Genomic DNA, 22,168 nt, shown 5'->3' with positions numbered 1-22,168 from the left:
AGCGACGCCAGATTCAGGCAGGCATTGAAACCACCCGACCCACTCTACTTACACCGATACGGAATTCCCATGACGACCTCACCCCTCAGGACCCTTCTCTGCGCCTCCGCGCTGGCGTTGATGGCGACAAGCCACTTCGCAGTGGCCAAGGAATGGAGCACGATTCGCGTTGGCGTCGATCCGACCTATCCGCCGTTCGAATCGATTGCGAAAGACGGCAGCCCGCAGGGTTTCGACATCGACCTTGGCAATGCGTTGTGCGAGCGGTTGAAGGCCAGATGCGTGTGGGTACAGAGCAGCTTCGATGGTCTCATTCCCGGGCTGCAGGCGCGCAAGTTCGACGTGATTCTGTCGTCGATGGCGGCCACGGCGAAGCGGCGCGAACAGATCGACTTCACCGATCGGCTGTATCGCAATCAGACGCGTCTGATCGCACGGCAAAGCGCCCACTTGCAGCCCGACGCGGCCCAGCTTACGGGCAAGCGTATCGCGGTCCAGCAAGGCACCGTGCAGGAAACCTATGCGCACGAGAAATGGGCGCCGGCAGGCGTACAGATCGTCTCCTATCCCGACTATGAACAGGCGTATGCCGATCTCGTCGGCGGTCGTATCGACGGCGTGCTGATGGACGCGGTGCAAGGCAAGCTCGGTTTCCTCGCCACACCGCGTGGTAAAGACTTCGCGTTTGCCGGCGACGTCGTGTACGACCCGAAGATCATGGGCAATGGCGATGCGGCCGGCGTACGCAAAGCCAATCCGGAGTTGCGCGACGCACTGAATGGCGCGATTGCGGGCATTCTGCAGGACGGGACGTATCGCAAGATCGAAGCAAAGTACTTCGATTTCGACATGTACGGAAAATGAGCAGACGAGCGGCACGCCAGCGGCCGCCATCGGGAAGCTTCACCACTGTTCAGAGCGCAACCGTTTCTCCGAGACGGTTGCGCGCGCAATACTCGATCAGACCGTCGATCAGTTGCGCGGGTTGCTCTTGAATGGCCGGCCCGTGCATCGGAAAAATCCAGTCGATATCGTATTTCCTGATTTTTTTCAAAGCGGAGAACAGGTGATCGAGCGACGGCAGATAACCGGAATGCTCGATCGACGCGATGATATCCTGCAACGCGTTGCCCGAGTCTACGTCGACGGCGCCGTAACGCATGAAAATGTCAGATGAGAAAAGCGCCTTGAAGCGTGGCACGTAGACGACCAGAGAATCCCATTGGTGAACGTGCTTCGTGAAGATAGGCACGATCGACTCGCCGCCGATCGTAACGGCCACTTCGTCTTTCAGCGGCTTGGCCTTCACGGAAAAAACGTCGGCGAGCGCATGTGAGCAGATGGGGTGCGCGTACGCGGTCAGGTTCTTGTTGTGCGCGATGAAATCCGGCAATGCGCCCATTTCGTCGGCCTCGAAATGAGGCACGATGACATGACTCACCGATTCGATCTCGATGTTCGCTGAGTGCAGGTTCTCTTTCAGCAGAGGAAAGTCGCCCCGCATTCCCGTCTCGATGCAAAGCACGCCGCCGGCCGGTGACTTGATAAAGAACTGGGAAAAGCTCAAGTCCAGTTTGTCGATAAAGATGCTGTTGCGCACAACCTGCCCGGCAAAGGTTTCCAGTTTCGATGACTTCATAAGCGTGCCTCCATCGCCGTCTCGTATTGCTGAAGGGCAATGCTACCGCGTTTGCCGAATTTCTCCAGGTACGCGCGAACATAGGCGTCGTTGCCGTATAGAAAGGCGATATCGGTCGGCACCATATTGCGAATCGCCAGCAAGGGAATGGGCGCCTGCAAAGGCCGGAATGTCTGGCTCCATAATCCCGGTTCTTCGCAATCTGGAAAGAACTGACCAATCATCACGTGACGTTCTATGAACGCGGGCTTGAGTTGCTTCTGCACGACTTCTACGGCGCGCGCGGCGTTAGCTATACCGCCGGGCACGACGATCCGGCAGTGATAGAGATCCTGCAGGCCGCCGCCCTGGAGAAACTCGTCGAGATGCCACTCCATGTCGGCGGCGAGGCCTGCAACCGTGTCGGAATGGTTGCGGTAGAACGCGATGGCGCGCTTGAGTATCGCCGTTCTCGCGAATGGACAGACGTCACCCAGCCGGCCGAGTTCGGTATTGGGCGCGCAAAGAAAACGCTCGATCCATTCGATGACCTTGGCGAAGGACTCCTCGAGCGAGGCCTCTTCGAACGACAGGCGCTCAGAATCTGAAAGGCGGGTAGCCATAATCGACCTCGACAGTCGCTGAATTTGATTGAGTGAAGTCGCTTGCGCAACAACGCAGCGCGTGGGCGTGGCGTGACGGATGCGAGACAGAACGACGGCGCGGAGGTGTCCCGCCCGCTGTCACCGCGAGCCGGTATTCCGGACCATTTCTTCAAGTCAGACTGCCTGCGAGCGAATCAACCCGCTGGCGTTGCGGCAGGCATTTCCCTGATCAACCGCCCCCATTCGCGGTCATAGCGCTCGGGCAACGGTGAAACGCCCGCCCCGGGCGTGAACGTCAACTCCCCGAAAAAGATCTGGCCATCGCAGGCGTAAAGATCCACGCGGACGTAGCCAAGTCCTTCGGACAGTCGAGAGGCGACGCGCACGAGTTCGTCCCAGTTGGGCAATCGCGGCGCCGCTACCGTGCTGCACGGATAATCGCCCAGCGCGATGTTTAGCCGGTTCCAGCCGGTGTCGTAGAAATCGTGTCGTGGGCTGCCAAAGCGGTCGGAGACCACGCCGGTCAGAATGTTCGGCACACCATTCACGTCCCCGAAAATATTCATCTTGAAGTCGTCGGGAATTTTTCCGCTTTGCTCGACCAGTAGCTTCTCGAAGTACAGTCGGGGTTTGATCGCGCGATAGTGGCGCTCGCGGGATGCGAGATAGAAGTCGGTTGCCAGCCACTGATCTGCGAGTTTCTTCAATTCCTCGAAAGACTCATCGGCCTTGTTCCGGACTACCTTCACGAAAGCGCAACCATGATTTGCTTTCATGACGAACGCGGTGGGCAGCGCGTCGAAGACCTGTCGTGTGAACACCTCAGGGACCGCGATCAACGGCACAAGGTATTGCTCGCCGACCCGGGCTTTCACATAGTCGCGCACTGCGAGCTTGTCGGCCAGGATGGTCCACACGGGGTCCGGATGCAGACAACGATCGAGGATGATTTCGTTGAAGGTCTGAGGCTTCAGCAGACGAGGGAAACGTCCCACTCTTCTGCGATGCGAAAAAAAGAGGAATACCGAATCGGGAAGGAACTGCTTGATGCCGTGAAGCAAGTGCGTGCGAAGCCGGTCGAAGCGTTGCTTGAAGGCGTCGTCGTGCGCGACGGCAGGCGAACGGTCCGCGGGTGTACCGGGCGCGACGCTCGGCTTTCTGAAAGCGTAGAGCGGCCGCCACGAATCGGGCTGGATGCTCTTGCGGAGTTCATCTGGCGTACTCATTCGAAATCCTCGCTGCTCGAAAAGTATGAATTCGAATCACGCTGATCGGCCGGAAGATTCGCCAGATGCGGACTAGTCGGCCCTCCGACCGCATCCGGTATTGGTCATTCCCGCGCGCATGCATCTATTCGGTTTCATGTTGCAGTGAAGCATAGAGGATCAATCTGGTGCATAACCTGGTGTGTCCGAAAGTCTTGAACTGTTGGCACTATTCTCGACGTCGCCCGGCGTTGCAGCGTATGAATTGCCTTTGCGGCACCCGTAATCTGGTGTAAGGAGAGGGTTGACGAGCAATTGTGTTTGCTCTGATGATTTATGAGTTCTTGCTGCTGATTACCAATAGTGCATCAGTCGCTAACCCCTTCAACCTCACAAAAACGGCTCGAACGCTTTCGCCGCATCGAAAATCGCCAGCGTCTGATGGATGTGAGGGCGTATCTCGCCGCGCACGCCATCGAGATCGTGTCCAAGCATCGCCTTCATTAACAACGGCGCAACGATTGAATCCAGAATCTGCGTGGCCAGCACGCGGGCGCCGCGCTTCTTCGCCGCTGCCGTCTGCGCATCGCGCGTCTGTACCGAATGGTCGGCAATCACGGCCGTGACTGCTTCGATCGCGCGCAAGCGCCCCGCTTCATGCGTGAGTTCGGCCAGCGCCGGAAAACGCGGCGCCGCCGCCACGACCATGCGAGTCAAACCCACGACCTCATCGCTCAACAGCCGGGTCACCAGAGTCCGGCTCGCGAAAGTCAGGTTCTCCACCAGCGAATCCGAGCGCCCCGTTTCCTCGATGATTCGCAGACTCCGCTCCACCGAGCGTTTCACCACCGCTGAAAAAAGTGCTTCCTTGTTCGCAAAGCGGCTGTATAGCGTGGCCTTGCTGGCCGACGCCTGGTCGGCGATCCGCTCCAGCGACGCGCCCGCAAAACCGTGTTCGAGAAACACCGCAGTCGCCGCATCCAGAATCCGCTCGTCGACCTCGCCCGCCATCGAAGCGGAGGGCCGACCCTTACGCGGACAAAACCGCATCTTGAGGGAGAAAACCGCCGGGTCGCTGTCGCTGCCCTTGAAGATGCGTTTTGTCATACAGCCTGCCGTAAAAAATGACCGCTAAATTAGCACAGTCTTTTTGAATTAATAGAACGGTACCGTTTCGTTCTATTGTATGATGCCGCGAACCGAGTCTTCTGGAGAAATCGATGGCAGGCAGCGAAAGTGACGTGGACACGTCGTCGGAGAAGCAGGATGCCGAACACAACGAACCCGACGCCACGCCCGTGAGCCCGGGACGCAAGCGCCTGAACCTGCTGATCGGCGCTGCGTTACTCATCGTCGTGATCGTCGCGGGCGTGCTCTACTGGCTGCACACCCGCCACTACGAAAGTACGGACGACGCGTTCATCGACAGCAACCAGAGCCAGATTGCATCGCAAATCAATGGGCGTGTCATCGCCTTGCTGGTCGCCGACAATCAGCATGTCGACCAGGGCCAGCCGATTCTGCGGATCGATCCGCGCGACTATCAGGTCAAGCTCGAACAGTCACAGGCGCAGGAAGCGAACGCCATCGCACAGGTGGCGCAGGCGCGCGCCGATCTCGACGTGCAGATCGCCAACCTCGCGCAGCAACAGGCGCAGGTGCGAGTGAACGACGCCGACCTGGTGCAGGCGAAGCAGGACCTGGCCCGCTACACCGGCTCGGACCCGGCCGCCATCACTCGTCAGCAACTCGATCAGAGTCAGGCCACCGCCAGAAGCTCGCTCGCGCGCCTCGACAGTGCGAAGGAAGCCGTCAGGGCCGCTCAGGCGCAGATCGTTTCGCAACGCACGAAGATCGATGCAGCCGAAGCTTCCGTGCGTCAGATGCACGCCGATGTCGACAACGCGAAGCTGCAGTTGAGTTACACCGAAGTGCTCGCGCCTCAAGCCGGCAAGATCACGCGACGAACCGTCAACCTGGGCAACTACGTCACGCCGGGCCAGGCGCTCGTCGCAGTCGTCCCCGACGACATGTGGGTGACGGCCAACTTCAAGGAAACGCAGTTGATCCACATGCAGGTCGGTCAGCCGGTCGAGATCAGCGTCGACGCGTATCCCGACAAACCACTGCACGCGCACGTCGAAAGTCTGCAGCGCGGCACGGGCTCGGTGTTCAGCAGCCTGCCTGCCGAAAACGCCACCGGCAATTACGTGAAAGTGGTCCAGCGACTGCCCGTGAAAATCGTCTTCGATGGCGACGACTGGCGCCGGTTACCGCTCGCGCCCGGTCTCTCCGTGACCCCGCGCGTCACCGTGCAATGACATGAGCGCCACTCACGCGTCACTTCCCAGGTCGGCGGCCGGACCTTATAACCCGTGGCTGATTGCGGTGATCGTGTCGATTGCGACTTTCATGGAAGTGCTCGACACGACCATTGCGAACGTCGCGCTCAGACACATCGCCGGCGGCCTCGGAGCGAGCCAGGATCAGAGCACCTACATCACGACCAGCTATCTGGTGAGCAATGCCATCGTGCTGCCTATCAGCGGCTGGCTCGCCAACGTGGTGGGCCGCAAACGCTTCTACATGATCTGCGTGTTCATCTTCACCATCAGCTCGGTGGCCTGCGGGTTCGCAACGTCCCTGCCGATGATGATCCTCTTCCGCGTCCTCCAGGGTCTGGGCGGCGGTGGACTGGCGCCCGTCGAACAAAGCATCTTCGCCGATACGTTCACGCCAGAAAAACGCGCGATGGCCTTCGCGTTATACGGTCTCACGGTGGTGACGGCGCCCGCTATCGGTCCGATGCTGGGCGGCTGGATTACCGAAAACTATTCGTGGCACTGGGTGTTCCTGATCAACTTCCCGGTCGGTCTGCTCTCGCTCGTGCTGACCGGCCTGTTCGTGAGCGACAGCAAGCTCGTGAAGGAGGAACGGCGCACGCTGCTCGCCAAGGGCTTGCGCATCGACTACTTCGGCTTCGTGCTGGTTGCGGTGGGCTTCGGCTGCCTGCAGATCGTGCTCGACAAATTCGAGCGCGAGGATGGTTTCTCGTCGCCGTTCATCTGCTGGCTGGCCGGCATTTCCGCGGTGTCGCTGCTCATTCTCGTGTTCTGGGAGCTGTGGGTCGAGCAACCCATCGTGAACCTGCGACTGTTCAAATCGAGTGCCTTCGCCATCAGTTGCACGGTGATGTTTGCGTTCGGTTTCATCATCAACAGCACGACGCAGATATTGCCGCAGTTCACCCAGGCGCTGCTCGGCTACGACGCGACCAACGCCGGTCTGACGCTCGGCCTGGGTGGACTCGTCACGCTGTTCTTCATGCCCATTGCGGGCATTGTGACGGGGCGGGTATTCCAGCCGAAATGGCTGGTTCTGATGTCGCTTGCGGGTACTGGCATCGCGCTCTTTCACGCATCCGGTCTGAACCTGAACATCGGGTTCTGGGACGTCTCGCTATCGCGGCTTTACCAGGTCATCTGGCTGCCCTTCCTGTTCATCCCGTTGTCGGCCGTGCAGTTCGTCGGCATCCCGCCGAAAGAGAACAACAACGCGTCGGCGTTGATCAACATGATGCGCAATCTCGGCGGCAGCTTCGGCGTCTCGCTCGTCACCACCGAGCTGGCGCAGCGCGAACAGTTCCATCACGCGCGGCTCGCCGAACATATCACGCCCTACAACGGCTTCGTCACCTCGCTCGGTTCGATCGCTTCAACGGTCGAACAACAGGCCTCCGTCATGAGTTATCTCGACGTGTTCATCATGCTCGGCTGTATTGCGCTCGTGCTCTGCCCGATTTGCATCTTCTTACCCAAGCTGACCAAGGGAGCCCAGATCAATGCGCACTGATTATCGACTGCTTGCGCGGGTATGCATGGTCGGCGCGGGGCTCTCCCTGGGTCTGTCCGCCTGCACGATGGGCCCGGATTTCAAGCGTCCCGCCATGCCCGCGCCGGATCAATGGAGCGGGAGCGCGCCGTCGTCGCCGACGGCCTCGGTCGTCGTCGGGGGGGCGGTCGACCCACGGTGGTGGGACAGTTTTGGCGACCCGCTGCTGACCGGCCTGGTCACGCAGGCGATCCGCAATAACCTCGACATCCAGGTCGCGGCCGCGCGGCTGGCCGAATCGCGCGCGCAACTGGGACAAGCGAAGGCCGCAGAATTCCCGACGCTCAACGGCAACGCGTCCTATACGCGCGAGTTGCAGAGCGCCGACGGTGTCATCGGCCTGCTAGGCGGCACGGGAAGCTCGACGGCGGGCACCGGTACCAACGGCCTCGGCGGGCGGCAAGGCGGCATCCCGACGCAGAGCGCTTCGTCGAGCGCGTTGCCGCCGTTCAACCTCTATCAGTACGGTTTCGACGCCTCGTGGGAGCTCGACCTGTGGGGCCGTGTACGACGCACCGCCGAGAACGCGGGCGCCACGGCGCAAGCACAGGAAGACGCGCGGCACGACGTCGTGCTGTCGACGGCGGCAGAAGTGGCGCGCGACTACCTGAATTTGCGTGGCACTCAGGAGAAGCTGCGAATCACCAAAGAGAACCTGGCGTACGCGCAACGCACCGTGCAGTTGACGCAGGACCGTGCGCGGCACGGCCTCGCGACCGACCTCGACGTGGCCAATGCGCAGAGCGAAGCGGCCTCCACCGCGGCGCAGATTCCGCAGAGCGAGCAGCAGCAGGCGCAATACATCAACGCGATCGGGTTGCTTCTTGGCGAGTATCCGCAGGTGCTCGCCGCGCGGCTCACCGCGCAGTCGGCGGCGCCCGTCGTGCCGCCGCGTGTGCCGGTGGGGTTGCCGTCCGAGCTGGCGCAACGGCGGCCCGACATCCGCGAGGCGGAAGCGCAACTGCATGCGGCCACGGCCAACATCGGTGCGGCAAAGGCCGACTTTTTCCCGAAGATCACGCTGTCGGGCAGCGTCGCAATTCAGGCAACCCAATTCACCAATCTCGGCAGTTGGGGCGCGCGCAGTTATAGCGCCGGCCCGAGCCTGTCGATCCCGCTATTCGAAGGCGGCCAGCTTCGCGCGACGCTCGCGTTGAGAGAGGCGCAGCAGCAGGAAGCCGCGATCAACTACCGCAAGACGGTGCTGTCGGCGTTCAGGGACGTCGACGATGCGATGACCGGCTATGCCGCGGAACAGCGTCGCCGGGATCGTCTGGATGAAAGTGTGAAGGCGTCACGCCGTGCGCTCGAGATCGCGAACAAGCGCTACGTGCAGGGGATTTCCAATTATCTCGACGTGCTGACGGCGCAGAAGACCTTGCTCAGCAACGAAGAGCAGCTTGCGGATAGCACGGCGACCGTGACCACCAATCTGGTGGCGCTGTATAAGGCGCTCGGCGGCGGGTGGGATGTCGCCGATGTCGCGGATGTCGCCAATGTCGCGAATGTGCAGGTGAGTAGCGCCGCGCCGTGAGGTCAAATCATCATGCGTCCGATACGGCATCCGTCGGCGAGGGGCGCCGCAGTCATGTCTGCAGATTCGGCTTACGGCTGAATCTGGTAAGGTCATCGGTGGTCAGACCCGCGTGACACTTCTGTAGCGGCGAACCAGGTGCTCACCACGGCGGCGTTCACGATGCAGGAGTGGCCATGCTCGACGACGCGAGAGACGAAAGCGTACCCCTGACGCGCAGCGCCCAGGTGGCGGTCATTGGAAGCGGCCCGGCCGGCGCTACGCTCGCGCTGGCACTCTCGCGGTACGCCGACGTGCTCGTCATCGAGAGCGGCGGCCTGGAGGACGACCCCGAAACCGCCCGCCTTTACGAAGGCGAATCCATCGGCATCGACTATTCGCTCGTCGACACTCGCGCGCGGCGTCTCGGCGGTTCTTCGCATCTCTGGTCCGGATGGTGTACACCATTCGATCCACTCGACTTCGCCGAGCGTCCGTGGGTAGAGCATAGCGGCTGGCCCTTCGGTACAGAGACGCTGGCGCCGTACTACGCGGACGCGGCCCATCTGCTTAATCTGAACAATGCAGTGTTCGACGCGGCCGGCACGCTGTCGCGTATCGGCGTGGCTGCGCCGCGCCTCGATCCGCTGGAGACAGTTCTGTCGCTGTGGCGCTTCGGCCTCCCCACCGCGAGGTTCGGAGAGTCGAGCACCATCCGCGCAATGACCGCTGCGCAAGTCCATGTACTGTGTCATGCCAGCGTCGTGGATATCCGGCTGGACTCGAGTCACTCGCAGGTGCGCGAACTCGTCGTGCGCTCAACCGATGGCCGCGAAGGCCGAATCTCAGCCGACTTCGTGGTGATCGCGTGCGGTGGCATCGAGACACCGCGTATCCTGCTTAACTGCAGGAGCCAGGTCAGCTACGGCATCGGCAATGCGCACGACAATGTCGGGCGCTTTTTCATGGAGCATCCCCACGCGGAGTTAGCGAGCGTTCCACCCATCGACGACGATTGGTACGAATGCGCGACCCGGAAAGGTATAGACGTGGCACAGCACCCTTTCATTCTCGCGTTCGGTGTGCCGCCGGCTCGCCAGATCGAGGAACGCATACTGAATGCACGTGCGCATTTCTACCTTCCTCCCACCGGATCCGGGCCGATGGCGCGGCTGGGGGTCTTCATGGAGCAGGCGCCCGATCCCGACAGCCGCATCACGCTTGGCAAAGCCCGTGACCGCCTCGGCATGCTCCGGGCGCGACTGAACTGGAAACTCGGAAAACTCGACGAGTACAGCGCACAAAGAACCGGCGCGCTGCTCGCCACGCAGTTAAAGCGTATGGGTGTGCAGCACGAGCGTATCGAGCCGCCCTACTTCGCGAACCGGAAAGCCGTCACGTATACGAGCCACCACATCGGCACGACGCGCATGACGAATGACAGGGAACGCGGTGTCGTCGACTCCAGTTGCCGCGTACACGATATCGACAACCTGTTCGTGGCCGGCAGCAGTGTCTTTCCAACAGCGAGTTGGGCTAACCCCACGTTCACGATCGTGGCGCTCGCATTGCGGCTCGCTGCGCATTTACGCGAACTGATCGCTCCTGAAGCGAAGCGCGACATGCTACAGTGAATTGGTCGTTCGCTTCTTTTCGACCGCCGAGGTATTCCATGACCAACGGGTTCTCTCACATTGGCGTTTCCACGCACGATATGGAAAGGACGATTGCGTTCTACGAGGGCGTGCTCGGTTTCCCTCGCGTAGCCGAGGAACTTCTGCATATCAATGAAGGTGGCACGCTGCGGCAGATCTCATTCGATGTCGGCGCGCAACAGTACATCGTCTTCATGCAATGCACTGGCGTGGATGGTATTTCCTCCGCGTATGACACAGGAATCAACCAGGCACTCGGCGTACCGGCTGGCATGTATCACTACGCTTTTCGGGAATCCTCCGTGGACGCGCTGAAAGCAAAGCGTGCTCAATTTGCGGAAAAAGGCGTAGACGTCTCGGATATCATCGATCTTCGCACGTCGCTAGCGTTTTTTTTCCAGGACCCCAATGGTCTTCAACTGGAATTTTCCGCGACGCTTCGTGCATTCGATGAGACGGACCTCGGGCGAACATCGCATGCGAGCATCGCGCCTGGTGCGTGAATCGCAGGAGACCCGCACCCATGAACATCGGTTTCATCGCGGACATGCCTGAGCGGAGCCTGCCGGCTTTGCGTACGAGCATCGAGCAATACGGCTTTGCCTGCTTGCCCGATGCGCTTCGCGCAGACGCGCTCGATTCGCTCCAGCGGGAAGCCGAGGCCTCGAAGAACGAGGCATTACGTGCAGACGGTAATCAGGAGGTTTCCTACCAGGCCCGAATTGCGCCGCTCGGTCCATGCGCGCGTGCATTTCTGACGTCCGATGCACTGGGGTCCATGCTGGCGCGCGTGTTCGATAGCCCACTGGCTTGCAGCGAAACAGCGAGTTGCTTTACCTACTATGAGACCGGCGATTTTCTGAGCGCACATCGCGATCGCGCCGACGTATGTGAATTCACGGTCATTCTCTATCTGCATACGCAACGGCCGATGCACGTGACTACGTCGACCGGTTTGCTGCTGAACGTCTATTCGGACGGCCCGGAACAAGCCCGGGCACTCGCGCTCGTCATTGCGACGCAAACGGGTTCACTGGTCTTCGGCCGCGGCGCCGCCGTACTACACGAGCGTCCACCGTTGTCGCAAGGCGAAGCCGTAGTCGCGTTGACTTCCTGCTTCATGCGTTGCTGAAGGCCGTCCATAAAACTCAGCTAGAAGAAGCGCTGCGCGCCGCCCTTATTCATGTCGTCCAGTAACGCGTCGGTGAACGTCTTCACGTGGACGAAACACTCCGGCGTTTGCGTGACGTCGAATACACCGTGGCGCTTGAACTTCACCAGGTTATAGCCGCCGGCGCACATGTCGTAATAGCTGCAGTCCCGCTCGCACGCGGCATGGCTCGACTCGAAATCCGCGGCCACGCGCTGAAGCTTCGGCGACCCGGCAATGTCGTCCAGGCTCGTGCGCAGCAGATTGCCCAATACAAAGCCTCGGCCGTCTCCGTAAAGATCGCCGCATTCGTCGCCGGTGAGACCCGCATAGAACGTGGACACGTCGCCATTGGACATCACGTTTAGTGTTCTGAACGGCCTGCTCATATTGCGTGCGTCGTAAAGCGGTTTGTCATTTCGCGTCGAGAAGACGCGCTCATAGAAGCTTGCGAAGTTGCGGATGTTCAGATGCTGGCCATTCTGTTCGCAGCGGGCATAAGCCGCCAGCATCCTGAACAGGAAGTGACGATAGCGTTCGGCGAATTCGTCGACGGAGTCCGCCTCGCAGGAGATCAGGTCGAGTTCATCGTGCAGGTTGAAATGAAAGTCGCGGATGCTGCCGGCGAACGTCGCGAAAAACTCCACCAGCGCTTCGGGATGCTCGAAGCCGTCGCGCGATACGACCGCAATCGCGTCGAACTGAAGTCCGTTGCGACGCATCAGTTCCATGCCCGCCAGCGTGCGCTCGTGCGTCGGCTTGTGGGTCCAGCTTCGCCGATGCGCATCGTGCAGGTAGGCCGGCCCGTCGCAACTGATGCCGATGCTGACGATGTCCTCGAACTCTTTGAGGAAGTCGCACCAACGCTGGTCGATTAGCGTGCCGTTGGTCTGGAAGTCGAACTGGATGTCGAAGTTCGGTCCGAGTGCCGCGTCTCGTATGGCGAGAATCGTCCCGATTGCTTCGCGATAATAAGCGGGCTTCAACACGAACGGTTCGCCCGAATGCCAGCTGACACGTAGAGATTCGCCGAGATGACCGCTATAAAGAATGCGCTCGAAAAGCGTCCTGAGGGTGGCGATTTCCATCTTCGCAGTGTTCTTGCGGGACGCCTCGCTCAAATAACAGTAAGAGCAATTGAGATTGCAAAACGACGTGCCTTGCAGCACGACCATCTCGACAGGGGCGAGGGCGCCACCCGTAGACGGTTGCTCTTCTGAAACCGATCGTTGAATCAACATGGTCTCTCCGCGTGCTGGTCGACCGGGTTGGGCCGGAAGCCGCATGCCGATGCCCGCGCGCGTCACCCGCCTTTTCAAAAAGCGAGTGACGCGTTCTACGGGCCAGCTTTACTTTACTTGCGCATCATCGGCCCCCACGACACCATCGATGTGGAATAGCCATATCCCGTTCCGGCTGCCCGCAGTGGGCCATACGTTTTCAATTTTCCCTGCTCGAACGCGGCCCTGGCGTTTGCAACGATTTTCATGACGTCGGGTCTCGCTGCGTTGACGTTTTTCATTTCGACTCCTCTTTGTGCAGTCACGATAATGGGTCGGTCCGGGCGTTTTTCACGCCCCGAACGAGTCTGGTGCGGCAGCAACATTACTTCGGAGGTTTTGAAGAAAGCTTGAACCTTCTATTAGCTATGCTACAAATCAGGGAGCGCGGCATCGCCGGATGAGGTTGATGAAACCGACGTGCCGCCCCCGCAAGCGCTAAGCGAGTATCCGCTGTTCGATCTGTCCATACGCGACAAAACCTCGCTCAACGCACTCGCGCCGTATTTGCTCCTGTATTGCAGGGCAATAGCGCTGCACGATAAGCCGAGGGTGAATGAAGTGGAACGACCGGCGTTCGACGACAGCAATCGCAGCGTTAATCAGGGCGTCAAGAGAGGAGACTTCAATGCGCGAAGATGCGACGCATAACGACCGTTCTTCCAGCAAACGCGGTCAGCGCACCAAAAAGCCGCTTCACGTGCATTACCCCCAATTGAAGGTACCCGCCTATTTCACCGACCGCATCGAAGAAACGAAGAACGTTATCCAGTTTCTGGAAGACGACTGCGGGTGCATCCTCGCCTTGCACGGGCGCCACGGCGTAGGCAAAAGCGCGCTCGTCGGGCGCGCGCTGCGCCGCATGAACGACGCGACGGTCGACGGCAGCGAACGCGGCAGGCTGTTGATTTACGTGGACGCGGAAACCACCAACTCGACCATCTTCACGACGATTCGGGATCGACTGGTTGCCGAACTGGGGGGCAGTCGTCAGCGCGACATCGACGCACCGCTGGGCGATAGCGTTCCGACTGTCGGCGCCGTTCTGACCGAGCTCGCTGCAGATCTCGACGACATGCCTTGTCTGATCGTGATCGACAAGTTCGAACACGTCGTCGAGGAGAAGTCCCGCCAGACCGACCTTCAGACCACCGATTTTCTCGCCTTCGTCGCGTCCGGCAAGCCGCACCCGTTCAAGGTGATATTAACGACGACGCGGTTGCCCGATGTGTTGAAGCGCTTCAGTTTGCCGGGTTACAGGCTGCTTGCGCTTGCCGACGGCCTTGGTTCGCCTCATGGCGAAAAGCTGCTACGCAACATGGACCAGGACGCCCGTTTCGGTTTGAAAAGGGCGCCACAAGCGTTGCTCGAGCGTGTGCTTTCGGTCACCCACGGCTATCCGCTCGCCATCGAGCGCTTCTTCAGCATGCTGAGGAACGATCCACTCCTAGATGTAGAAAGACTGACAGAACAACTGGAACGTGCTGTCGAGTCCGGGCAGGTTCCGACGGAGTGCGAGTCGTTGCTGAACCTGGTGGTCGGCGAAGCGTTCCGCCGCCTCTCACCCGACCAGCAGTTGGTGATGCAGGCGGTCTCCGCTTACGAAGAACCCGTTCCGATGGAGGCAATCGACTTTTTACTCGAGAAATGGCCGTCCGGCCTGCGCGCGGCCGATGTGTTGAGACCATTATTGGAGTCGCACCTCATTGCGCTCGATCTGGGTCTTTTCCATCTTCACAAGATCGACCGCGACTATGCGCTGGGCGTGCTGCAGGCCGATCGGGTCGTGCAATTACGCCACCATGCCGCCGGGTACTTCGCGCAAAAGGAATTGCCGACCGAAGCATGCCGCACGGAGGGCGACTTGCAGCCGCAATTTGCCCAATTCAAGCTGTATCTGCAAAGCGGCGCTCGGGCGGAGGCGCTCGCCGTTCTGGAAAGAATCGCCCCCTTCCTGACTCACCACGGCTTCTATCTGCGCCTTGCAGAACTGGCGCGATGGCTGAGCGCCGAACCCGGCGATCTCCGGGTGACAGCCCGGGCATTGCATTACCGCGCGGATGCACTCTGGTGCATGGGCGAAGTCGTCGAGGCCTTCCAGATTCAGACGGAAATCGACGCGATGCTGTCGCGCATCGGCGCGAGTGAAGAAGAACGACTGGAATCGACAGGGCGCCTGATCCGGTTCGGCCTATACCGCGGAGTCACCCAAGAAACGCTAAAGGCCGCACGCGACTTTGAGAAGAAGCTCGCCTCCGCACTCCCCGATGACAAATATCGCAGAGCGTTCGCCCTGCATAACATCGTGGGGTGCGAGTTCGAACTAGGCTTTCTTGCCGAATCGCTCGAGAGCCAACGGCGCGCGTATGCGCTTGCAATGGACTCTGCCGACGCCAGCCTGATTGAAAGCGCGACGCTCGATTTCGCGCTCATTTATTCGGCCATGGGCGACATGAAGCGGGCTGGAATACAGATCGAGACCGCTCTCGAATTGTCGAGAAACAATCGGAACGCCCGATTGCGTGCGCTCCATCTAGCCGAGCGCGCCTGGCACGCCGCAGCGCTCGATCATCTGGATGACGCGATGGATTTCGTGCGTCAAGCCAGGGCCATTAACGAGAAGATAGGTGACCTGGCAGGCGTTGCCTATTGCACGCGGGGATACGCCGACATACTGCTCGCTGCTGGCAGACTGGAGGATGCACAGGTTGCCGCTGAAGAAGCGTGGAACCTCGTCAGGGAATTGCGGTTTCCGGACATCCAGTACCTCCGCGTACGCGCAGAGATTGCCCTTGCCCGGTTGCCGCAAGGGAAAGAATCCCTTGCGATCCTGCCCGATGCAGATACGGCAGACAGTAACGACTGGACAGTCGATAACCTGCTCGGCACGAGTCATCTCGGCGACAAGCGGCCTGACAAAGCACGACGTGCATTCGAGCGAGCCCGGCTTCGCGCCGAGCTATATCTGGGCCGTTGCAGCACGAACGTCGAAGCGCTGGGCGCCCACGCACTCGCGCTGGCCGGGCTCGCGTGCTGCAGCGACGCCAGCTATCTGGCGCTTGCGAAAGAGGCTTACGCGGTCGCTTCGCTGGAATCGTTTGGCGCCGGTACGCGCAAGCGCCTGGAGCGTCGTCTCAAGGCCTTGCGCGCAGTCGATAAGAGCGGCGTTGCGATGAAGCTGCTGGAATCAGTCTTCCCCCGACCGAAGGTCTACGTGTCGTATCGATGGACGCAGGAAAGTATCGCCGCAGTCGATCAGTTGATGCGTGAGGCGCCCGCCGATTTCTGGCCAATACGCGACGTCAACCAGATGCATGCCGGCGATTCGATCGACGAATTCATGCGGCAGATCGGTGCCTCCGAACATACGATCGTCGTTCTCAGTGACGAATACCTCCGCTCGATAAATTGCATGACCGAACTGCTGTACATGTGGCAAACGAGTATGGGTCAGGGAAAGAACCTCATGCAACGCATCATGGCGCTCGTGGTAGGGCCGCTTCCGATCGGCGACTTCGAAGTCCGGCGGGCTTACGGCATCTATTGGGCTGGGGAGCTCAGACGTGCCCGCGCTGCCTTGTCGAACGATCCGGATTGTCCGGCAGGGCAATCCGAAATCGCACTCATCCAGAAACTCACGCAGTTCCAGTTGTATACGACCGACATCCTCGCTTGGTTCGCCGACACCTTGAGGCCGCGCTCGGGGAAAGAAGCCCTCGACGCCATCATCGAACGACTCCAGTAGCCGCAGGCCCAGGATGAAAATCCACATCGCCGGCCATGCGTCCCTGCTTTTCGAAACGCAAGGCCCAACGGTCCTGATGGATCCCGTCTTCGTGGATCCTCATTACGAGCGCACGTCGGTCATGTGCCCGCGGCGCGACGTGGATTGGAGCAGACTTCCGCGGTTCGACATTCTCGTGATCTCGCACCGGCATCTGGATCATTTCGATGTTCGCACGCTAGCGAAGCTTAACCGTCACTGCACCGTGCTGATACCGGCCGAAGACGCGCTCGTCGAACAGACGGTCGCACGGCTCGGATTCGATCGTTGCAGGACGCTTGCGAGCTACGAAAGCGTCACCTTCGGCAGTCTCACGCTCACCGCGACACCGTCAAAAGCCTGCGTCAAGGAATTCGGCCTGGTGCTGCGCGACTCGACCGCCACCGTGTGGAACGCGGTGGACACGAACATCGACGGCGCCATGGCCTGCGAAATTACCGCGAAGCTAGGGCCTTTCGACGTCCTGTTTGCACCATGGCAACCTCTACTGGAAGGCGAAGTTCTCTTGAACGACAGAACTTCGTTTCCGTTCGCGCGCTACGCCGCGCTTCTTTCCAACGTACGGCTCGTCGCACCGCGTGCCGTGGTTCCCCATGCCTGCGGATACAAATACGCAGGCGAAGGCGCGTGGCTCAATCGCTTTGTGTTCCCGGCTACGCGCGAGATGTTCGCGCGCGATGTGCGCTCGATGCTCGAAGAGACGTGCGTCGTCTCACCCCAGCCGGGCGATATCATCGAGTCCGAGTACGGCGTTCTGCATCTCCGGGCGCAGTCCTCCGCGTTCGTCCGGATGATCGAAGACGATTCGGCCGACACGGCATTCGACCCGACCGGACCCATCGCGGAGCTACGCGATGCGAATCCGCGAGACTGTTCGATTCCCGCCATGCGCGCCACCATCGAAATGTTTATGGATGCCACGCTGCTTCCCGCCCTTGCACGCTCGATCGAACAGCGGCGCATTGCGTGGGAATACCGGCAGCTAGGCGTCGTTTATCGGCTCGACGTGGTGTTTCCGGACGGGCCGGCAAGCTGGTCGATCGACTTTTCACGGGCCTTGGTCATCAAGCGCTCCGCGCCGCTCGCGTTCGGAATGCGCGCGCGCATCGCGGCATCGGCGCTTTGCGATCTGATCGAAGCGCGCAGCAGCCCGAACTACACGTATAGCAGTGGCTTGTACCGTTTCGCGCATCGGCTCTATGCGACCGGCTCGAAGGGCATCCATGCGTGGACGCCGACGAGTGAGTCACAGGTGGTCGATCCGCTCTGGCTAGGTTTCGACTTCGAACGGCTGTTTGCCGCTCATATCGATGCCGAAGTCGAACGTGAATGCGGGCGCGTCGCGTCCGGCGTCGAAACTCATAAAGCAAGGCTGGATCCATCGCCGCGTTAGAGAACACGTTCACAAAAGCATTTCATCCGGCAGCAACATCGAACCCGTCTCCATCAAACGCGAATGCCACGCGAATGCCTGATCCAGCCGATGCGGTGTCTGCCCACCGCTCTTCAGCGCGTCACGGTAATAATCACGCAGCAAATCGCGATACAACGGGTGGGCACAATGCTCGATGATCGCTGTCGCCCGCTCTCTCGGCGCGAGTCCGCGTAGATCGGCCAGCCCCTGCTCCGTGACGACGACATCGACATCGTGTTCGTTATGGTCGCAATGCGGCACCATTGGAACGACACTCGAAATACGACCGTCTTTCGCCGTCGACTTGGTCGCGAAAATTGCGCACGACGCATTGCGCGCGAAGTCGCCCGAACCGCCAATGCCGTTCATCATGTGCGTGCCGCCTACGTGCGTTGAATTCACGTTGCCGTAGATATCGAACTCCAGCGCAGTGTTCAACGCGATCAGACCGAGCCGGCGAATCACTTCCGGATGATTGCTCACTTCCTGCGGACGCAACACCAGCCGGTCGCGGTAGCGTTCGAGTTCACCGAACACCTGCGCCTGCCGCGCCGCCGACAAGGTAATCGACGCACCCGATGCGAACGTCACCTTGCCGGCGTCCATCAGGTCGAAGGTCGAGTCCTGCAACACTTCCGAGTAGATTTCGAACGCGTCGAACGGCGAATCGACGAAACCCGCCAGCACCGCATTGGCAATCGTGCCGATACCCGCCTGCAGCGGCGGCAGCCGCTTCGGCATGCGTCCTTGCGCCACTTCGTGCTCGAAGAATTCGATCAGGTGGCCCGCAATCGATTGCGTTCCGGCATCGGCAGGCAAGACCGTGGACGAACTGTCGGGCACGTTCGTGATCACGATGGCCGCGATCTTCTCCGGCGCAATCTGTATCGCCGGCGTGCCGACCCGGTCTTGCGGACCCAGGATCGGCAACGGCTCGCGATGCGGACGCCGCCCCGGAATCCAGATGTCGTGCAAGCCTTCCAGGCTGAGCGGCTGCGCCAGATTGATTTCGACGATGACCTGCTCGGCAAGAATCGCGAAGCTCGCTGAATTGCCGACGGAGGTCGTCGGCACGATGCCGCCCGTTTCGGTAATCGCGACGGCTTCGACGATCGCAAGGTCGAGCTTGCCCAGCTGGTTCGCGCGGAGCATCTCGACCGTTTCCGACAGATGCTGGTCGACGAACATCACCTCGCCACGGTTGATCGCATCGCGCAAGGTCTTGTCGACCTGGAACGGCAGGCGCCGTGCCAGCACGTGCGCCTCGGTCAGCTTGCGATCCACGTCGTGGCCGAGCGACGCGCCGGTCATCAGCGTGATCTGCAGCGATTCGCCTCGCTCCCGCACCCGCTCGGCAAGTGCGAGCGGCACCGCTTTGGCGTCACCCGCCCGCGTAAAACCGCTCGCGCCGACGCGCATGCCGTCCTTAATCAGAAGCGCCGCCTCGGCGGCCGAGGTGATCTTCTCGCGCAAAGCGGCGCAACGAATGCGATCTGCGTACATGAACCGGTCTCTCCTTGTCGTTTCCGGCTCGACGGTGCGACCGGACTGTTTTGTCGCGCCAACTATATGACCTTCCGTCACATGAATTAAGCGGCTCGTCTGGAAGTGAGCTTTCCAGAATCATCAAGGATCGCCCCAGGGAAATCCCTTATATCGCCAGTTATTTTGTCCCCGTTCAATACAAACGTACTTTGTCGACGACATACATTTAAACGAACAGTGAACCGGATGACCCGCAGATGCCAGCAGACATTCCGACCGCCCTCGGTCTCTCGAACGACTACGCGCGCGGCCGCACCGATCCCGTCAGCGTGGTGGAAACCGCACTCGCGCGCGCTGCCGATACCCCCGCAGCATTCATTGTTCTGACGCCTGAGCGTGCACGTGCGGAGGCTGCGGCGTCGGCCGCGCGCTGGAAAAACGGCACGCCGCTGAGCCCGCTCGACGGCGTGCCGGTCGCATGGAAAGACCTGTTCGATATCGCCGGCACGGTCACCACGGCTGGGTCGGCGGTTATCGCGAAGCATGCCGTAGCGCATGCCGACGCCCGCCTGGTTGCGAGTGCCGCCCGGGCCGGCATGATCTGCATCGGCAAGACCAATCTCTCCGAATTCGCCTATTCGGGCCTCGGCCTCAATCCGCATTTCGGCACCCCGGTCAACCGAGCGCTCGACGGCGGCTCGCGCGTGCCCGGCGGCTCCTCGTCGGGCGCGGCGGTCGCGGTGGCGGCCGGCGTCGTGCCGCTCGCCATCGGTACCGACACCGGCGGCTCGGTCCGCATACCCGCTGCGTTCAACGGCATCGTCGGTTATCGCGCGAGCACCACGCGCTATCCGAAAGACGGCAGCTTCCCGCTGTCCCCCACGCTCGACACCATCGGCCCGCTCGCCCGGAGCGTCGCCGATTGCATCGCCTTCGACTCGGCCGTGCGCGGCAACACCCTGCCCGCGCCGATCATGCCGGCCTCGCTCAAGGGCCAGCGCTTCGTCATCGACCCTGCGTTCAGCGAACGGCACGCCGTCAGCGAGCCTGTGCTGCTGCACCTGCGCGCGCTGGTCGACCGTCTGCGCGAAGCGGGTGCGCAAGTCGAGGCGCGCCGCTTCCCGACGCTCGACCGCGTGCATGAACTGATCCGGACGCACGGCTGGTTCGGCGGGCTCGAAGCGTTCGACCTGCACCGCGCGTTGCTCGATTCGCCCGAAGCAGCCCAGATAGATCAACGGGTGCGCACGCGTCTGGAAGCGAGCCGCACCGTACCTGCCGAACGCCGCGCGTTTCTGCGCGCACAACGTCTCGAGATGATCGCGTCGTTTCGCAACGAACTCGCCGACGCCACGCTGATTGCGCCCACCGTGCCGCACGTCGCGCCCGTGCGGGCGCCGCTCGAAGCGGACCCCGAACTGTTTGCGCGCATCAATCTGCAAACCCTGTCGATGACGATGCCCGGCAGTTTTCTCGACACGCCGGCCGTCGCGTTGCCCTCGCGCACAGACGCCGATGGCCTGCCCACCAGCGTGCAGCTGATGCGCGCGCAAAACGACGACGACGCGTTGCTGCGCACCGCGTTGTCCGTGCAGCACCACGCAAGCTGCAGTTCTGAAATCTGAAACAAGGAGGAAGTAGACATGGCCAAGGAAATCCTGATCACCTTCGGTATCGACGTCGACGCGGTGGCCGGCTGGCTCGGCTCGTACGGCGGCGAAGACTCGCCGGACGACATCTCGCGCGGCCTGTTCGCGGGCGAGGTGGGTTCGATGCGTCTGTTGAAGCTGTTCGAACGCGAGAAACTCAAGACCACCTGGTTCATTCCGGGTCATTCGATCGAGACGTTTCCCGAGCAGATGAAAGCGGTCGCGGATGCCGGACACGAAATCGGCATTCACGGTTACAGCCACGAAAACCCGATTGCGATGACGCCCGAGCAGGAAGAGGCCGTGCTCGATCGCAGCATCGAACTCGTCACGCAACTGTCGGGACGCCGTCCGACCGGCTATGTCGCGCCGTGGTGGGAATTCAGCAACGTGTCGAACGAACTGCTCGTCAAAAAGGGGATCAAGTACGACCACAGTCTGATGCACAACGACTTCCACCCGTACTACGTGCGGGTCGGCGACAGCTGGACGAAGATCGACTACAGCAAGCACCCCGACACGTGGATGAAACCGCTCGTGCGGGGCGCGGAAACCGACCTCGTCGAAATTCCGGCGAACTGGTACCTCGACGACCTGCCGCCGATGATGTTCATCAAGAAAGCCCCGAACAGTCACGGCTTCGTGAATCCGCGCGAGATCGAGACCATGTGGCGCGACCAGTTCGACTGGGTGTATCGCGAGCACGACTACGCGGTGTTTCCGATCACCATTCACCCCGACGTCTCCGGCCGTCCCCAGGTGCTGCTGATGCTCGAACGGCTTATCGCGCATTTCAAGGCGCACGACGGCGTGCGCTTCTGCACCTGCGATGAAATCGCCGACGACTTCCTGCGCCGTCAGCCCCGCGTCAAACCAACCTGAATCCAGAACGGTTCACAGCGCTACGTGTAGCGTCCTT

Annotated in this window: 19 protein-coding genes; 12 read left to right on the top strand and 7 right to left on the bottom strand. The window is 60.9% G+C overall.

Going from position 1 to position 22,168, the window contains the following annotated elements:
• Positions 1-69 precede the first annotated feature (69 nt).
• A complete protein-coding gene (locus tag FQ746_RS02935) occupies positions 70-864 on the top strand; it encodes an ABC transporter substrate-binding protein (RefSeq protein WP_144107387.1) in 795 nt (264 codons plus the stop codon).
• Positions 865-913: 49 nt separating this feature from the next.
• On the opposite strand, the gene FQ746_RS02930 is transcribed toward FQ746_RS02935, so the two are convergent.
• From FQ746_RS02930 to FQ746_RS02920, 3 genes are all read right to left on the bottom strand, one after another.
• Positions 914-1,639 (bottom strand): MBL fold metallo-hydrolase, encoded by a 726-nt coding sequence (locus tag FQ746_RS02930; protein ID WP_144107385.1) that lies wholly within the window; start codon positions 1,637-1,639, stop codon positions 914-916.
• Positions 1,636-2,241, bottom strand: a complete 606-nt coding sequence (locus FQ746_RS02925) for a DUF6875 domain-containing protein (RefSeq protein ID WP_144107383.1) — start codon at positions 2,239-2,241, stop codon at positions 1,636-1,638. The genes FQ746_RS02930 and FQ746_RS02925 overlap by 4 nt, the downstream gene beginning before the upstream one ends.
• Before the next feature lie 176 nt (positions 2,242-2,417).
• Positions 2,418-3,140, bottom strand: coding sequence for an ATP-grasp fold amidoligase family protein (locus FQ746_RS02920; protein WP_260853863.1), 723 nt, complete (start codon positions 3,138-3,140; stop codon positions 2,418-2,420).
• Positions 3,141-3,149: 9 nt separating this feature from the next.
• Here FQ746_RS02920 and FQ746_RS35090 point away from each other — a divergent pair, with 9 nt between their 5' ends.
• Positions 3,150-3,494 carry a hypothetical protein gene (locus FQ746_RS35090; RefSeq protein WP_260853862.1) on the top strand — a complete coding sequence of 115 codons (345 nt, stop codon included), beginning with the start codon at positions 3,150-3,152 and terminating at the stop codon, positions 3,492-3,494.
• Positions 3,495-3,818: 324 nt separating this feature from the next.
• On the opposite strand, the gene FQ746_RS02915 is transcribed toward FQ746_RS35090, so the two are convergent.
• A complete protein-coding gene (locus FQ746_RS02915; RefSeq protein WP_144107379.1) occupies positions 3,819-4,535 on the bottom strand; it encodes a TetR/AcrR family transcriptional regulator in 717 nt (238 codons plus the stop codon).
• A gap of 113 nt (positions 4,536-4,648) precedes the next feature.
• Between FQ746_RS02915 and FQ746_RS02910 the strand changes: the two genes are divergently transcribed.
• The 6 genes from FQ746_RS02910 (at position 4,649) to FQ746_RS02885 (ending at position 11,619) form a co-directional block, all read left to right on the top strand.
• Positions 4,649-5,749, top strand: coding sequence for an HlyD family secretion protein (locus FQ746_RS02910; protein ID WP_144107377.1), 1,101 nt, complete (start codon positions 4,649-4,651; stop codon positions 5,747-5,749).
• Position 5,750: 1 nt separating this feature from the next.
• Positions 5,751-7,280 carry a DHA2 family efflux MFS transporter permease subunit gene (locus FQ746_RS02905; RefSeq protein WP_144107375.1) on the top strand — a complete coding sequence of 510 codons (1,530 nt, stop codon included), beginning with the start codon at positions 5,751-5,753 and terminating at the stop codon, positions 7,278-7,280.
• On the top strand, positions 7,270-8,853 hold the full coding sequence (locus FQ746_RS02900) for an efflux transporter outer membrane subunit (RefSeq protein WP_260853861.1): 1,584 nt from the start codon (positions 7,270-7,272) through the stop codon (positions 8,851-8,853). The genes FQ746_RS02905 and FQ746_RS02900 overlap by 11 nt, the downstream gene beginning before the upstream one ends.
• Before the next feature lie 176 nt (positions 8,854-9,029).
• A complete protein-coding gene (locus FQ746_RS02895; RefSeq protein ID WP_144107373.1) occupies positions 9,030-10,466 on the top strand; it encodes a GMC oxidoreductase in 1,437 nt (478 codons plus the stop codon).
• 38 nt (positions 10,467-10,504) lie between these two features.
• Complete coding sequence (locus FQ746_RS02890) at positions 10,505-10,990, top strand: VOC family protein (RefSeq protein WP_144107371.1); 486 nt, start codon at positions 10,505-10,507, stop codon at positions 10,988-10,990.
• Between the two features lie 20 nt (positions 10,991-11,010).
• Complete coding sequence (locus FQ746_RS02885) at positions 11,011-11,619, top strand: 2OG-Fe(II) oxygenase (RefSeq protein ID WP_144107369.1); 609 nt, start codon at positions 11,011-11,013, stop codon at positions 11,617-11,619.
• 20 nt (positions 11,620-11,639) lie between these two features.
• On the opposite strand, the gene FQ746_RS02880 is transcribed toward FQ746_RS02885, so the two are convergent.
• Together FQ746_RS02880 and FQ746_RS34670 are read right to left on the bottom strand one after the other, a co-directional pair.
• Positions 11,640-12,878 (bottom strand): radical SAM protein, encoded by a 1,239-nt coding sequence (locus FQ746_RS02880; protein WP_186310619.1) that lies wholly within the window; start codon positions 12,876-12,878, stop codon positions 11,640-11,642.
• Positions 12,879-12,991: 113 nt separating this feature from the next.
• Positions 12,992-13,159, bottom strand: coding sequence for a hypothetical protein (locus FQ746_RS34670; protein ID WP_186310618.1), 168 nt, complete (start codon positions 13,157-13,159; stop codon positions 12,992-12,994).
• A gap of 386 nt (positions 13,160-13,545) precedes the next feature.
• Between FQ746_RS34670 and FQ746_RS02875 the strand changes: the two genes are divergently transcribed.
• On the top strand, positions 13,546-16,662 hold the full coding sequence (locus FQ746_RS02875; RefSeq protein ID WP_186310617.1) for a TIR domain-containing protein: 3,117 nt from the start codon (positions 13,546-13,548) through the stop codon (positions 16,660-16,662).
• Positions 16,663-16,675: 13 nt separating this feature from the next.
• Positions 16,676-18,094, top strand: coding sequence for an MBL fold metallo-hydrolase (locus tag FQ746_RS02870; RefSeq protein WP_144107363.1), 1,419 nt, complete (start codon positions 16,676-16,678; stop codon positions 18,092-18,094).
• A gap of 9 nt (positions 18,095-18,103) precedes the next feature.
• Here the strand turns inward: FQ746_RS02870 and FQ746_RS02865 are convergent, their stop codons facing one another.
• Positions 18,104-19,618, bottom strand: a complete 1,515-nt coding sequence (locus FQ746_RS02865; RefSeq protein ID WP_144107361.1) for an acetyl-CoA hydrolase/transferase family protein — start codon at positions 19,616-19,618, stop codon at positions 18,104-18,106.
• Positions 19,619-19,857: 239 nt separating this feature from the next.
• Between FQ746_RS02865 and FQ746_RS02860 the strand changes: the two genes are divergently transcribed.
• Positions 19,858-21,225: an amidase gene (locus tag FQ746_RS02860; RefSeq protein WP_144107359.1), complete on the top strand. Its 1,368-nt coding sequence runs from the start codon at positions 19,858-19,860 to the stop codon at positions 21,223-21,225.
• 18 nt (positions 21,226-21,243) lie between these two features.
• Complete coding sequence (locus FQ746_RS02855) at positions 21,244-22,131, top strand: polysaccharide deacetylase family protein (RefSeq protein WP_144107358.1); 888 nt, start codon at positions 21,244-21,246, stop codon at positions 22,129-22,131.
• Positions 22,132-22,168: the final 37 nt, after the last annotated feature.

The sequence above is a fragment of the Paraburkholderia sp. BCC1886 genome (assembly GCF_900996245.1).
GTDB lineage: Bacteria > Pseudomonadota > Gammaproteobacteria > Burkholderiales > Burkholderiaceae > Paraburkholderia.
This window is presented reverse-complemented; position numbering and strand designations above follow the sequence as displayed.